At 73.8% G+C, this 12,656-nt stretch carries 11 protein-coding genes; 6 read left to right on the top strand and 5 right to left on the bottom strand.

What is annotated here, in order from left to right:
* Positions 1 to 42: 42 nt before the first annotated feature.
* Together NAG42_RS15545 and NAG42_RS15540 are read left to right on the top strand one after the other, a co-directional pair.
* On the top strand, positions 43 to 1,026 hold the full coding sequence (locus NAG42_RS15545; protein ID WP_250030988.1) for a LacI family DNA-binding transcriptional regulator: 984 nt from the start codon (positions 43 to 45) through the stop codon (positions 1,024 to 1,026).
* 412 nt (positions 1,027 to 1,438) lie between these two features.
* Complete coding sequence (locus tag NAG42_RS15540) at positions 1,439 to 1,915, top strand: hypothetical protein (protein ID WP_250030987.1); 477 nt, start codon at positions 1,439 to 1,441, stop codon at positions 1,913 to 1,915.
* Between the two features lie 365 nt (positions 1,916 to 2,280).
* On the opposite strand, the gene NAG42_RS15535 is transcribed toward NAG42_RS15540, so the two are convergent.
* Both NAG42_RS15535 and NAG42_RS15530 read right to left on the bottom strand, forming a co-directional pair.
* A complete protein-coding gene (locus tag NAG42_RS15535; RefSeq protein WP_250030986.1) occupies positions 2,281 to 3,774 on the bottom strand; it encodes an aromatic amino acid lyase in 1,494 nt (497 codons plus the stop codon).
* Complete coding sequence (locus NAG42_RS15530) at positions 3,771 to 4,784, bottom strand: ornithine cyclodeaminase family protein (protein WP_250030985.1); 1,014 nt, start codon at positions 4,782 to 4,784, stop codon at positions 3,771 to 3,773. Before NAG42_RS15530 ends, NAG42_RS15535 begins: the two co-directional genes overlap by 4 nt.
* 58 nt (positions 4,785 to 4,842) lie before the next feature.
* Between NAG42_RS15530 and NAG42_RS15525 the strand changes: the two genes are divergently transcribed.
* Entirely contained in the window at positions 4,843 to 5,682 is an 840-nt protein-coding gene (locus NAG42_RS15525) for a MurR/RpiR family transcriptional regulator (RefSeq protein WP_250030984.1), read from the top strand.
* Here NAG42_RS15525 and NAG42_RS15520 read toward each other — a convergent pair whose 3' ends face one another.
* Positions 5,683 to 6,363 (bottom strand): hypothetical protein, encoded by a 681-nt coding sequence (locus NAG42_RS15520; RefSeq protein WP_250030983.1) that lies wholly within the window; start codon positions 6,361 to 6,363, stop codon positions 5,683 to 5,685. It lies immediately after the preceding gene.
* Between the two features lie 117 nt (positions 6,364 to 6,480).
* On the opposite strand from NAG42_RS15520, the gene NAG42_RS15515 reads away from it, so the two are divergent.
* From NAG42_RS15515 to NAG42_RS15505, 3 genes are all read left to right on the top strand, one after another.
* The gene (locus NAG42_RS15515) at positions 6,481 to 6,834 is read left to right on the top strand and encodes an STAS domain-containing protein (RefSeq protein ID WP_250030982.1); all 354 of its coding nucleotides are present in this window, start codon (positions 6,481 to 6,483) and stop codon (positions 6,832 to 6,834) included.
* A 53-nt stretch (positions 6,835 to 6,887) separates the two neighbouring features.
* Positions 6,888 to 8,216, top strand: coding sequence for an FAD-dependent oxidoreductase (locus NAG42_RS15510; RefSeq protein ID WP_250030981.1), 1,329 nt, complete (start codon positions 6,888 to 6,890; stop codon positions 8,214 to 8,216).
* 132 nt (positions 8,217 to 8,348) lie between these two features.
* Positions 8,349 to 10,148: a trypsin-like serine protease gene (locus tag NAG42_RS15505; protein WP_250030980.1), complete on the top strand. Its 1,800-nt coding sequence runs from the start codon at positions 8,349 to 8,351 to the stop codon at positions 10,146 to 10,148.
* A gap of 49 nt (positions 10,149 to 10,197) precedes the next feature.
* Here the strand turns inward: NAG42_RS15505 and NAG42_RS44890 are convergent, their stop codons facing one another.
* Positions 10,198 to 11,865 carry a thiamine pyrophosphate-binding protein gene (locus tag NAG42_RS44890; RefSeq protein WP_250030979.1) on the bottom strand — a complete coding sequence of 556 codons (1,668 nt, stop codon included), beginning with the start codon at positions 11,863 to 11,865 and terminating at the stop codon, positions 10,198 to 10,200.
* Complete coding sequence (locus NAG42_RS15495) at positions 11,862 to 12,635, bottom strand: cyclase family protein (protein ID WP_250030978.1); 774 nt, start codon at positions 12,633 to 12,635, stop codon at positions 11,862 to 11,864. The genes NAG42_RS44890 and NAG42_RS15495 overlap by 4 nt, the downstream gene beginning before the upstream one ends.
* Positions 12,636 to 12,656 lie beyond the last annotated feature (21 nt).

Here is a 12,656-nt window from a genome sequence, read left to right as displayed (position 1 = left end):
TCTCGGGCACCGGGACAGCTTTCGCGGTGTTACTGTCGGCCGGTGCCTAAGCAGCAGGGGCGACGGACGCTGCAGGACCTGGCATCCGCCGCCGGGCTCTCGCTCGCGGCCACCTCGTACGCACTGCGCGGCCTGCGCGGCTCGCCGGCCACCATCCAGCGCGTTCGCGAGCTGGCCGACGATCTCGGCTACACCGTCGACCCGATCGCCCGGGCGCTGGCCAGCGGGCGTACGGGCTGGATCGGGGTCTCCGGCTCGCTGCGCGATCTCTGGCAGCAGGACCTGTCGGTGCTGCTCACCCGGGCCCTGCGCCGCGAGGGACGGTTCGCGACGATCGCCGACGCCGACGCCGATCCCGCCCTCGAGCGCCGCATCGTGGAGCAGTTCGCCGCCCAGCGCGTCGACGGCGCCCTCGTCTCCCCGGTCGACCCGACGGCCGACTACTGGCGCCTGCTCGACCCCTCGGTCGCCGTCGTGTCGATCGGCGACGCGCTCGTGGCCCGGCCCGGCTCCAGCAGCGTGCTCTTCGACAACGGGTACGGGGTCCGGACGGCCTTCGCCCACCTCGCCGAGCTGGGCCATCGCCGGGTCGGGCTGCTCGCGCCCGCGCTGCCCTCCACCCCGGGCCGCCCGGCCCAGCTGCTCGCGCCCTCGATCGCCGAGCAGCTCGGCATCGAACTGGTGGCCATCGCCGCGCCGGCCGCCACCACCGACGCCGTCGAGGTGGTGTCGGCGCTGCTGGCCGGGCCCGGGCGCCCGACCGGCGTGTTCTGCCTGAGCGATTCGCTGGCCTTCGCCGTCTACCGCGCGGCCCGCGACGCCGGCCTGACCATCCCCGGCGACCTGTCGGTGGTCGGCTACGACGACCACCAGCTGGCCGTCCTGGTCCAGCCGGGACTGACCACGATGGCCTGGGACGAGGACGCCATCGTGGCCGCCGCCGTCGAGAAGCTCCACTCGCCCGGCGGGGCTCCGCTCTTCCGTCCGGAGCTGGTCGTCCGCGGCTCGACCAGCCCGCCGCGCTGAGGCCTCACCCGAACGCCTCAGTCCGCCGGCCCTCGGCCACGACTGCGCCGGCACCCGCGAACTCGGCCCGCTGAGCGCGCCACCTGCGAACTCGGCCGGCGGAGTGCGGCGACCCTGCGAGCTCGGCCGGCGGAGTGCGGCGACCTGCGAATTCGGCCGGCGGAGTGCGGCGACCTGCGAATTCGGCCGGCGGAGTGCGGCGACCCTGCGAGCTCGGCCGGCGGAGTGCGGCGACCTGCGAGCTCGGCCGGCGGAGTGCGGCGACCCTGCGAGCTCGGCCGGCGGAGTGCGGCGACCTGCGAATTCGGCCTGCTGAGTGCGGTCACCTGCGAACTGGGCTTCCTGAGTGCGGCCACCGGCTACCCGGCACACCATGACCCGTGGCCGTCTGGGCGGTCCCTACACTCCGTCTGTGCGGATCACCCGACGGCGCGTGGGCGCCGCTACAGCGGGACTTCTCCTGCTCGTCGTCCTCGCCTTGGGGGCGGTTGCTGCCCTGAGATGGAGAGCGGCCGGGGTCGCGCACGCGATCACCCCACCCGCCGGGGCGGTCCCGGGCGCCCCCTTCGAGCGGGTCGTCCTCGACCGCGCCGGCATCATCGGGCGCAGCCTGCGCAACGACCGCGGGACGGCGACCGTGCGCTCCTACTCGTTGCCGCCGGGCTCACCGTGGCTCCAGTCGCGGCAGATCGTCGCCACCCAGCTCGACCACTGGGAGCAGCTCGGCGACTGCCAGGACAACCCCGAAGCCACGATTCTCGAGTGCGCCTGGCGGGAGCCGACCCGCTGGTGGCCCCGCATGGTCCAGCTCACCATGCTCCGCCTGCACCCTTCCGATGCCGCACCCGCCCGAACCTTCGTGATCATCGGCTCCGGCCGCGGCGCCTGACTCCCGGCCCCGGCCGCGGCGCCTGACTCCCGGCCCCGGCCGCGGCGCCTGACTCCCGGCCCCGGCCCCGGCGCCTGACTCCCGCCCCGGCTGCGGCGCCTGACTCCCGGCCCCGGCTGCGGCGCCTGATTCCCGGCCCCGGCCCCGGCTGCGGCGCCTGATTCCCGCCCCGGCGGCGGACCCTGATTCTCGCCGTCGGCCGCAGTGCCTGACTGCCCGCCGCCGGCGGCGGCAGCTGACTGCCAGCCCCCGGGCGGCGGAGCCTGATTCCCGCCCCGGCCGCAACACCTGACTCCCAGCCCCGGCGGCGCCTGCCCCCCGGTCCGAGCCACCGGCGGGCGGGCAGAGGCTGATGGGCGCCGAGGTCAGCTTGCGTTCGGCCGCCCGGCGTTGCTGGTCGCCGGGTCGGACGGCCAGCCGCTGGTGAGCAGCTCGATGATGTGGTCGATGTCGCGGCCGAACACGCGGTCGACGGTTCCGGGCGGCAGGGTGGCGTCCAGGTCGTCGAGGGCGGCGGTCCGCGGAGCGCCGAGGCGCTGGGCCTGGACGACGGCCAGGAGTTCGCAGGCCAGGATGTCGCGCAGGCCGGTCAGCACCTCGTCCAGGCATTCGGCGGCCTCGAAGCCGAAACTCTGGACGTCTTCCTGGCCCAGCGAGGTCTCGATCGCGCCCGGCAGCGCCGGGAGGGCGAAGCGGCGCAGGCGATGGGTGACCCCGGCGGCGCGTTTGTGGACGGCGGCCATCCCGGCGTGCAGGCCGGGCGACGCCGACAGTTGCGGCGCCAGGCCGGTCACGCGCGGGTCGAGCAGGCGGTGCAGCCGGGCCGCGCCCAGGTCGGCCAGGTGGACCAGCGCCGTGGTGAGCGCGCCGAGGGTCGCTGTCAGGTCGGTGCCGGCGAAGCCGAACGTGCCGACGAACTCACCGTCCAGGTGGGCCGGGGAGTCGGTGACCGCGTTCAGGGTGCGGTCGATGGCCGCGTCGAGGGCGGCGACCGCCCGCAGCGCCACGGCCAGAGCGGGTGCGGTGACCCGGAACGAGACGGGCGCCTGCAGAGCCCCGGCGTCCCCGTGGCCCCGGCGTTCCCGCAAGCCGGCCAGCACCGCGCTCAGCTCGGCGCTGTCGGCCAGCGCCGGGTGCAGGGGGTCGAGGCTGGCCCGGACCGCGGTGTGCGAAGCGGCCGTGGCGGCCAGGATCTGGCTCAGCAGGGTGTGGGTGGCCGCGCTGCCCAGCACGGCCAGCCCGGTCAGGCCCGGCACCCCTTCGAGGAAGGCGATGCCCTCCTTGGGGCCGAACGACCGGATCGCCAGCCCCGCCTTGGCCAGGGCGGGCTCCGCGTCGACCGGTGGCCCGGTGTGGTCGAGGACCTGGCCGGCGCCGATCAGGGCGGCGCCCGCGTGGGCGAGCGGGATGATCTCGCCGGCCGCGCCGCTGCCGAGGGCCGGGACCGCCGGTACGACGTCCGCGTTGAGGAGGTCGGCCAGGAGGCGGCAGAGCTCGTCGGAGACCCCGGCCGACGGGTCGAGGAAGCTGCGCAGGCGCGCGGCGAGCAGGGCCCGGGCCTGATCGCGGCGCAGCCACGGTGCCGACCCGACCGCCCGGCCGATCATGAGGTTGTCCTGGTGGTGGCGCTGGGCCGCGGCGTCGAGGCGGAGGCCGGACATCGCGCCCATGCCGGTGTTGACCCCGTAGACGGTCCGGCCTTCGAGGTCGGCCAGGGTGGATCGGCGGCTCTCGGCCAGGGCGCCGGTCAGCTCCGCGGTCAGCTCGACGCGGACGGCGCCCCGCGCGAGCTCGGCGATGACGGTGCGGTCGAGGTCGGGCGCGCGCCTGATCACGCGTACGGGAAGGGTGCCGGTCATCGGTAACGCAGCATCGTGCCCACGTCGGTGGCCTCGGCGCGGGTCAGGATCAGGTGGGCCAGGGCGACGTCGAGCACCGACAGGCCGCGATGCCAGAAGAGGATGCGCTCGTCGGCGCGCTCGCGGCCCGGCTTCTGCCCGCTGACGATCTCGCCGATCTGGGCGTAGAGGCTCTGCTCGCTCAGCCGGCCGCTGTCGACGTGCGCGCGCAGGCTGCCGAAGCGGCCCGACTGCGACTCGCGCCAGTCGTCGACCACCACCTTGTCCATCACGTCGAGCAGGTCGAGCTCGACCGCACTGATCGTGCCGTAGGGGACGACGAAAGCGCCCGGCTTGACGGCCGCCGTCCGCAACAGGGGTGCCGGTTTCTCCAGCCGGGACGCCTCGACCAGGATGTCGGCGCCGTCGAAGGCCTCGTCGGAGGTCGCCACCGCGCGCACCGGGGTCGCGGTGACCTCGCGCAGCCGGGCCGCGAAGGACTCGCGCGACTCGGGCCGGCGGCTGGTGACCCGGATCTCCTCCAGCGGGAACAGGCTGTCGAGCATGGTGACGTTGGCGAACGCCGTGCCGCGCGCGCCGACGTGGCCGAGAATCCTGGAGTCGGGGCGGGCCAGGTATTTCGCGCCGACGGCGGTCATCGCGCCGGTGCGCACCTCGGTGATCAGGGTGGCGTCCATGATCGCCAGCGGGACGCCGTTGGTCGGGTCGAAGACGGTCATCAGCGCGAGCTCGCTGGGCAGGCCCTGCTGGTAGTTGGGCACGAAGTCGCCGACGACCTTGACGCCGCTCAGGCCCCGCTCGCCGAGCGTGTCGACGTGGCCGCGGAGCACGTTGAAGTGGCCGGCGCCGCCGTTGCGGGGGACCAGATGCGTACGGGGCTCGAAAACGGTCTCGCCGCGGCCGTGCGCCGCCACGACGTCCTCGACCGCGCCGATCACGTCGGCCGTTCCCAGGCCCAGGCCGTCGATGTCGGCGCCGTTGAGAAACCGGAGCCAGATCTCCTGAATCATGTCATGCACCCTATAGCCTGAGTGTTACAAGGTATTCAGCTTCGCTCGGGGCGGTGTCATGACGTTGGAGAACCGGCTGGACACCGGCCGCGCCGAGGACTGGCTGCTGGAGCTCGCGCAACGGCACCGGCTGTCGCCCAGCCAGCGGCAGATCGTGCAGCGGATGCTCGCCCTGTTTCCCGATGTGGCGTTCCTCTCCACCATCGAGATCGCCGAGCAGGCCGGTGTCAGCCAGCCGACCGTGACCCGGCTGGCCACCGCGCTCGGCTTCGCCGGCTATCCCGAGTTCCGCGCGGCCCTGCGCGAGGTCGTGCTCGCCGGTCAGGCCGGCGACGTCACCCTGGACCGGCACAGCCCGCTGCACCAGGAGGTCGCGAACCTGTCCGGTCTGGGCCGGGAGCTCGACGGGGAGCGGATGGCCGCGGCCGTCCGCCTGCTGGCCGCCACTTCGCCGCTCGGCGTGATCGGCTTGCGGGCCTCGGCCGCGCTGGCCGAGTACTTCGGGTACTTCGCTCGCCGGGTCCTCCCGTCAACCTCGGTCCACACCGACGCCGGCGGTCTCGACGACGCCGTCCTGCAACTGCACCAGCAGGGCGCGAGCGCGGTTCTGGTGTTCGCGATGCCGCGATACCCGGCGAGCACGGTCGCCGCGATCCGCCTGGCCCGGCAGCTCGGCCTGGCCACCGTGATCGTGGCCGACAGCCCGCTCGTCCCGTTCGCCGGCGACGCCGACGTCCTGCTGGTCGCCCCGGTCGGCACCGGCCTGGTCTTCGACTCGCACGCGGCCACTGTGGTGCTGGCGATCAGCCTCCTCGACGCTGTCGCCGGCACCGACCCGGTGCGCACCCAGCAGCGTCTCGAAGCCCACGAGGCCCTGGTCGACCGCTGGGTCATGTAGCTATTTCAGCTTGTCGCACCGCTCCGAGGTGCCCCAGTCGCGCCAGATCAGCCGGAAACCCCGGCCCGAGTACTCGTAGCGGTAGAACAGCGTCAGGTCGGGGCACGCCTTCGTGCCCTTGGGGCTGGTGCCGTACGCCTTGATGCCGATGATGCCCGCGTTGACGCTCACGTCGGTGACGACCGGCTCGTCCTCCTTCACCCGCTCCTGCAGCAGCGGCGCCCCGATCCGCTCCGGCCGGCGCGGGTCGGCAGTGCCGTCGAACACCTCGATCGTGGACGCCCAGTACGACGTCGACGCCTCGCAGGTGCGCGCGACCATCGTGTCGACCAGCCCGTCCCCGGTCACGTCGGCCTGCAGCACCCGCTGGATCTCGACCCGCTGCCCGGCGACGGGGCAGGGCTCGACCACGTCGGCCCAGTCGGGAACGGCCTGGGGCGTCTTTGTCGGCGGCGCGGGTGACGCCTTCGCCGTCGTAACCGTCCTCTTCGCCGGTGTGGGTGTGGTCCGGGTGGCACTGGGTGCCGGCGTGTCCGGGCTCATGCCGAAGCCGCTGTCGGCACTGCCGGTCACCGGCCCGGGTGACGCGCCGGCGTCCGTCCGACCGGCGCAACCCCCGGCGACGGCCGCCACGGCCAGTGCCACCAGCGCCACTCGCACTGTTCCCCCGTGATGTCTCATGCCGGTGACGCTACGGAGCCCGGCCCGGACTCTGATCCCCTTTTGATGCCATCAACGTCCGGCGGCACAGCCGAGAGGTGGATGCCCGCCGGACATCGGTCCTCATATGGTGACCGCGTGGGTGAACAGCCGGTGACGACTGGCGACGCGCGGGCCGGCGACCTCGAGGTCCGCACCGCGGACGACGGCAGCGTGATCATTCATCTCCGGGGCAGCGTCGGTCCTGAGTGCGCGGTCGAGCTGCGGCAGCTCGTCGTGCGTACGGTCCGGCATGTCCGTCCGCTGCGGCTGATCCTCGATCTGACCGAGGTCGTCGCGGTCGACCCGATCAACGTGGGCACGCTCGCGGCGGCCTGCGTCGTCGGTGACGACCACCAGGTCGTGGTGTTCCTCCTCAATCCGGGGCCGGAGATCGCCCGGCGGCTCGTCCTGGCCGGCGTGCCGGCGCAGCGCCTGCGCCACCAGGACTGACGGCTTCACGACGCTGACCAGGAGCGCAGCACGAGCGGGCCTAGGCTCGCGGCATGGATGTCGCTGTCGCCGGGGCCGGGCCGGCCGGACTGTTCACCGCGGTGGCCCTCGCCCGGCGCGGGCACCGGGTCACTGTGGTCGATCGCGACGGCGGGCCCGGCGCCGACGGGAGCTGGGAACGCCGCGGGGTCATGCAGTTCCACCACCCGCACGGCTTCCGGCCGCAGATCGGGGAGGCGCTGGACGCCGAGATGCCCGAGATGCTGGACGCGTTGACCGCGGCCGGGGTGGAGCAGATCCGCTTCCCCGGCGCTGACGGGCAGCCGGCGCGAGCGGTCGGCCTGCGGTGCCGCCGGGCGGTCTTCGAGCGGGTGCTGCGCGCCTTCGCCGTGGACGAGCCCGGCGTCGCCCTGGTGCGGGGACACGTCGACGACGTGGCCCAGGCCGGTGGGCGGGCGACGGGTCTGATCGTGGACGGGCACGAGCTGGCGGCCGAGCTGGTGATCAACGCGTCGGGCCGGTCGGCCCGGCTGGCGGCCGGGCTGCGGGCGGCGGCCGAGGGCGGCGACTGCGGTCTCTCGTACGTGTCCCGGCAGTACATCCTGCGGCCGGGCGCCGAGCCGGGGCCGATGAACGCTCCGATCGGCATCATCCAGACGCTGGCCGGTTACCTGGTCGCGGTGTTTCAGCACGACAACCGGACGTTCTCCGCCCTGATCATGCGGCCCTCGGACGACCGGCGGTTCGGCGCGCTCCGGTTCCCCGAGGTGTTCGAGGCGGCCGCCGCGGCCGTGCCCGCGCTGGCCGCCTGGGTGTCGCCGGAGCGCAGCCGGCCGATCACCCCGGTGCTGCCGGGCGGGCGGCTCCACAACACCTACCGGGGGCAGCTGGACGCCGGGGGCCGGGTCGGGTTGCCGGGGCTGCTGCACGTCGGCGACACCGTCTGCACCACCAACCCGGCGGCCGGGCGCGGCATCGCGGTCGCCCTGCGGCAGTGCGTCAACCTGCTGCGGCAGCTCGACGAGCACTCCGGCGACCCGGCCGCGGCGGCGCTCGCCTTCGACGAGTGGTGCACCGGCAACGTGCGCCCCTGGTATGCCGACCACGTCTATTGGGACGCCGACCTGCTGCGCCGCTGGGCCGGCGGGGACGTCGACGTGACCCGCCGCCTGCCCAGCGATCTGATCATGGAAGCGACCGAGGCCGACCCGTCACTGTGGCGGGTGGTCGGGCCGTATCAGGCCATGGACGCCCTGCCGGCCACCCTCGACGAGGTGGAGCCGCGGGTGCGGGCCCTCTACGCGCGCGGCTGGCGCGCACCGGCCCACCCGGGCCCGACCCGCGACGAGCTCGCCGCCGTCGTGCTCGCCGCCGCTCGCTGACTCAAGGCCGGCGGCTGGGCGTCAGCGGTATCGTCGCCCTTCGATCGAAGCCGGGGCGGTGGGGGCGTGCGGATCGCCATATGATGCGGCGGTTCTCCTCCTCTCTGCCTTGTTGTAAGGAAGTGGTCACGCTTGCGTAAGAAGTCATTCGGGCGAGCCGTTCTGGCCGCGACCGTGCTGACCGGCGCCCTCGCCGGCAGCGTTCCCGCTTACGGGGTGGTCGACGGCACGGCGGTCGCCGACGGGGCGTACGGCTTTGTGGCGCATCTGGCGATCGGAATTCCCGGGGACGGTCAGGCGTGTACCGGCGCGCTCGTCGATCCGCAGTGGGTGATCACCGAGACGGCCTGTTTCGGCGCAGCGGTCGCCGGACGGCCCCCGGTCGCCACCACGGTCACCATCGGCCGCACCGACCTGAGCGGGACGGGCGGTCAGGTCCGTACGGCCACCCGCCTGGTCCCGCACCCCAGCCGCGACGTCGTCCTGGTGCGGCTCGACAAGCCCACCACCCTCACGCCGGTCGCGCTGTCCACCACCGCGCCTGCGACCGGCGAGGTGCTCCAGCTGGCCGGCTACGGCCGCACCGCCGACACATGGGTGCCCGGCCGTCTGCACGCCGCGGCGTTCTCGGTCAGCGCGGTGAACGAGACCCGGGTCGACGTCGCCGGCACCAGCCCCGGTCAGCCCGGCCTCTGCAAGGGTGACGCCGGTGGTCCGGCGCTGCGCGAGACCGGCGGCGCGGTCGAGCTGGTGGCCCTGCACCACGCGTCCTATCAGGGCGGCTGCATCGCGTCGGACGAGACCCGCCGGGACGCCGTCGAGTCCCGCCTGGACGATCTGACCGGCTGGATCCGCGGCATCGCCCCCGGCGGTCCGGCCCAGGACCACCGCGAGGACGTCACTCTGGTCTACGCGTACTCCACCGGCGCGGCCGGCCCGTTCACCTTCACCACCGCGGCCACCGGCACGATGACCGCCCGCGGCGGCTTCAAGAGCGCGGACGGCAGCTACAACACGGCCAAGATGAAGGTGCTGCGCGGCGACTTCAACGGTGACGACATCGTCGACCAGGCGGTGCTCAACGGCGCCGCCAACGGCACGCTCACCCTCGACACGTTCCTGGCCCGGGCCGACGGCACCTACTCCGGCGCCCTGCGCTCCTGGACCAGCACGACTTTCGGCTCGTACGACCAGATGAAGATGACCAGCGGCGACTTCAACGGCGACGGGCGCACCGACGTGGCCGGCTTCTACAGCTACGCCAACAAGTCGGTCGGGCTGTTCACCTGGCTCGCGCGAGCCGACGGCGGCTTCGGCACCCCGGCCCGCAGCTGGCTCACCGCCGCCTCGCCGGTCTGGGGCGAGACCGCCCGCATGAAGATCTTCAACGGCGACTTCAACGGCGACGGCCGGACGGACCTGGGTTCGTTCTACAAATACCCGGACAACAGCGTCGGACTGCTGAGCTGGACGGCCAACGCGACCGGTGGCTTCGCGGCGCCGGTACGCGGCTGGTTCGCCCCGGCCACGCCGTACTGGGGTGACCCGGACCGGATGACGATCGCGGCCGGTGACTTCAACGGCGACGGCCTGGGTGACGTGGCCGGCTTCTACGCGTACGCCACCGACGGCAACCTGGCCATGCAGACCTGGACGGCCAAGGCCGGCGGCGGCTTCAACAACCCCTTCAGCTCGTGGAAGTCCACCACGTCGTCGTGGGGTTCGTGGGAGCGGACCCGGTTCACCGCGGGCGACTTCAACGGCGACGGGCGCGACGACCTGGCCGCGCTCTACGGCTACTCCGACGGCAGCGTCGCCCTGCACACGCTGGTGGCCGCCCCCAACGGTGGTTTCGCCACCCCGGTCCGGGCGTGGACCTCGGCCACCTTCGGCTCCTACGCCAGCATCCGGCTGGCCGAAGACCAGTCCTGACCCGTACGCCGGGCCGGGTCACCGCATCGCGCGGGGCCCGGCCCGTGCTTCAGTGCCCGCGGAAAGCCTCCTCCAGCCACCACGACGGGCGGCCCGCGCTGACCTTCGCGTCCACCAGCATCGGTACGGTCCGCGGGCCGGCCAGCCAGGCGGCGACCGGGGCGAGGTCACCCGGGTGCCGCACGGTCACCGCCTCGCAGCCGTACCCCCGGGCGATGGCCGCCAGGTCGGTCTCGGGGAACACGACCGTCGACAGGGGATGGCCGTGCGGCCCGAAATGGTGCACCTCGGCCCCGTACGCCTCGTCGTTGTAAACCACGATCAGCATGCCCAGGCCGAGCCGCCGCACGGTCTCCAGCTCGGCGATGCTCATCAGGAACCCGCCGTCGCCGCAGGCCGCCACCGGCACCCGGCCGGGGGAGGCCAGCGCGGCGCCGAGCGCGGTGGCCAGGCCCAGCCCGATCGACTGGAACGCCTGCGTGAAGCAGAAACCCCGCCGGTCGGGCACGGACAGGAACATCGACGGGTAGCCCATGAAGTTGCCGGAGTCGACGGCCACGACCCGCTCGCGGGGGATCAGGTCGTCGAGCGCGATGCTGAAGGTCCGCGGGTCGATGTGCGCGGCGTCGCCTTCGTCCTCGTAGGACACGTCCCGCCACCGGCCCCCGGCCACGATCCGCTCCCGCACCTCCGCCGTCCGGTACCCGGCCTTTTCCCCCGGGACCGTGGGAAAGCGTGACTCCGCCGGGGGAGCGGGCACCAGCCGTACGGCCCGGGCCGTGGCCGCCACGTCCCCGGTGATACCCAGATCGATGCGGTGGTGGGCGCCCAGCGCGCCCGGGTCCAGGTCGACCTGGACGACGGTCGCGGCGGGGTCGATGAGCGCGCCGTGGCGGGTGGTCCACATGGTCAGCGACGCGCCCCAGGCCACGACCACGTCGGCCCCGGTGATCAGCTCGGCCGCGAGCGGCGTGGCGAAACCGCCGGACACATCGAGGCTCCACGGATCACCCACGAAGAGCCCGCGCGCGACCGCCGACGTGGCCAGCAGGGCCCCCTGGTCCGAGGCGAGAGCTCGCAGCTCCTCCCGCGCGCCCAGGGCGCCTCGGCCGGCGATGAAGACCGGTCGTTGCGCGCCGGTCAGCAGCGCGGCCAGCTCCGCCACCGCCTCGTCGGACGCCCGGGGCGGCGTGACCCGGACGGCGGACGGCGGCTCCGCCAGCTCGGCCGGCGCCGCCTGCACGTCGAGCGGCAGATTGAGGACGACGGTCCGGCGCTCGCCGGCCGCCCGGCGCCAGGCCCGCGCAGTGTCGGCGACGGCGGTGGCCGCGCTGTGCACCCGTTCGCTCGACGCGCCCACGGCCAGCGCGAGCGCGTCCTGGTCGACCCGGAAGTTCGACCGCAGCGCCGAAGCGGCCGGCTCGGCCGCGAGCACGACCAGGGGCGTACGGCTCTTGGCGGCCTCGGCCAAGCCGGTCATCGCGTTCGTCAGCCCGCAACCCTGATGCACGCTGACCAGGCCGACCTCACCCGAGACCCGGGCGTAGGCGTCGGCCGCGGTGGCCGCCCCGCCCTCGTGCCGGGTGGCGACGAAGGTCGCGCCGCCGGCCACCAGGGCGTTGGTCACGTGGAAGTTGCCGCTGCCGACCACGCCGAACACGTGCGTGGCGCCCAGCCGGACCAGGGTCGCGCCGACCACCTCGGCGACGGTGGTCACCGTTCGACCAGGGCCAGCACGCGCGCCGGGCTGCCCGAACCGCCGACGATCGGCAGCGGCGCGGCGATGACGACCGCTCCGACCGGTGGCAGCCGGTCGAGGTTCTGCAACTGGGTGAGCCCGTACTTGCCGGCGCCCAGGACATACGAGTGGCACGGGAACGCCGGGTCGAAGCCGAACGCCTGCCCGGCGTCGGTGCCGACCGTCTCGACGCCCACGCCGATCACCGGGGCCTCGTCGGCCAGCCACTTCGCGCACTCGACGGAGATGCCGGGCGTGTGCGGGCCGGTCTCGTCGGCGTTGAGGAAGTCTGACTGAACCGCCGAGCGCGCGTCCCACCCGGTACGCACCAGGAGCCAGCCCTCCCTCGGCAGCGGACCGTGCGCGGACTCCCACTCGCGCACGTCGGCGATCTCGAGCAGGAAGTCGGGGTCGTCGGCGACCCGGGCCGACACGTCGATCACGGCGGCCGGCGCGACCAGCTTGAGCGGCGGGATCTGCGACACGTCCTCCCCGTCCCGGCCGGTCACCCAGTGCACGGGCGCGTCGAGGTGGGTGCCGGTGTGCTCGCCGGTGTGGATGTCGTTCCAATACCAGGCCGGCCCGCGGTCGTCGTACCGGCTGATCTCCTCGAGCCCGAACGGGATCGTGTTGGCGAACGGCGGCGGCAGCTGCAGGATCGGCGTCTCGCTCGACAGCGGCGCGGTGAGGTCGACGACCTCCACCGACCCGGTCCGGACAGCGTTCACGAGGTCGAAGAGGATGCCCATCGCCGAAGCCTAGGACGATCA

Source organism: Paractinoplanes maris, assembly GCF_023544465.1.
GTDB lineage: Bacteria > Actinomycetota > Actinomycetes > Mycobacteriales > Micromonosporaceae > Actinoplanes > Actinoplanes maris.
Note: the sequence above shows the minus strand (reverse complement) of the source record. Positions and strands in the feature narration are given on the sequence as shown.

Bases quoted from the DNA above. Each gene is read 5' to 3' on its own strand.
- NAG42_RS15535 (WP_250030986.1), bottom strand. From the start codon at position 3,774: ATGACCGGCACCCTTCCCGTACGCGTGATCAGGCGCGCGCCCGACCTC.
- NAG42_RS15530 (WP_250030985.1), bottom strand. From the start codon at position 4,784: ATGATTCAGGAGATCTGGCTCCGGTTTCTCAACGGCGCCGACATCGAC.
- NAG42_RS15525 (WP_250030984.1), top strand. From the start codon at position 4,843: ATGACGTTGGAGAACCGGCTGGACACCGGCCGCGCCGAGGACTGGCTG.
- NAG42_RS15520 (WP_250030983.1), bottom strand. From the start codon at position 6,363: ATGAGACATCACGGGGGAACAGTGCGAGTGGCGCTGGTGGCACTGGCC.
- NAG42_RS15510 (WP_250030981.1), top strand. From the start codon at position 6,888: ATGGATGTCGCTGTCGCCGGGGCCGGGCCGGCCGGACTGTTCACCGCG.
- NAG42_RS15495 (WP_250030978.1), bottom strand. From the start codon at position 12,635: ATGGGCATCCTCTTCGACCTCGTGAACGCTGTCCGGACCGGGTCGGTG.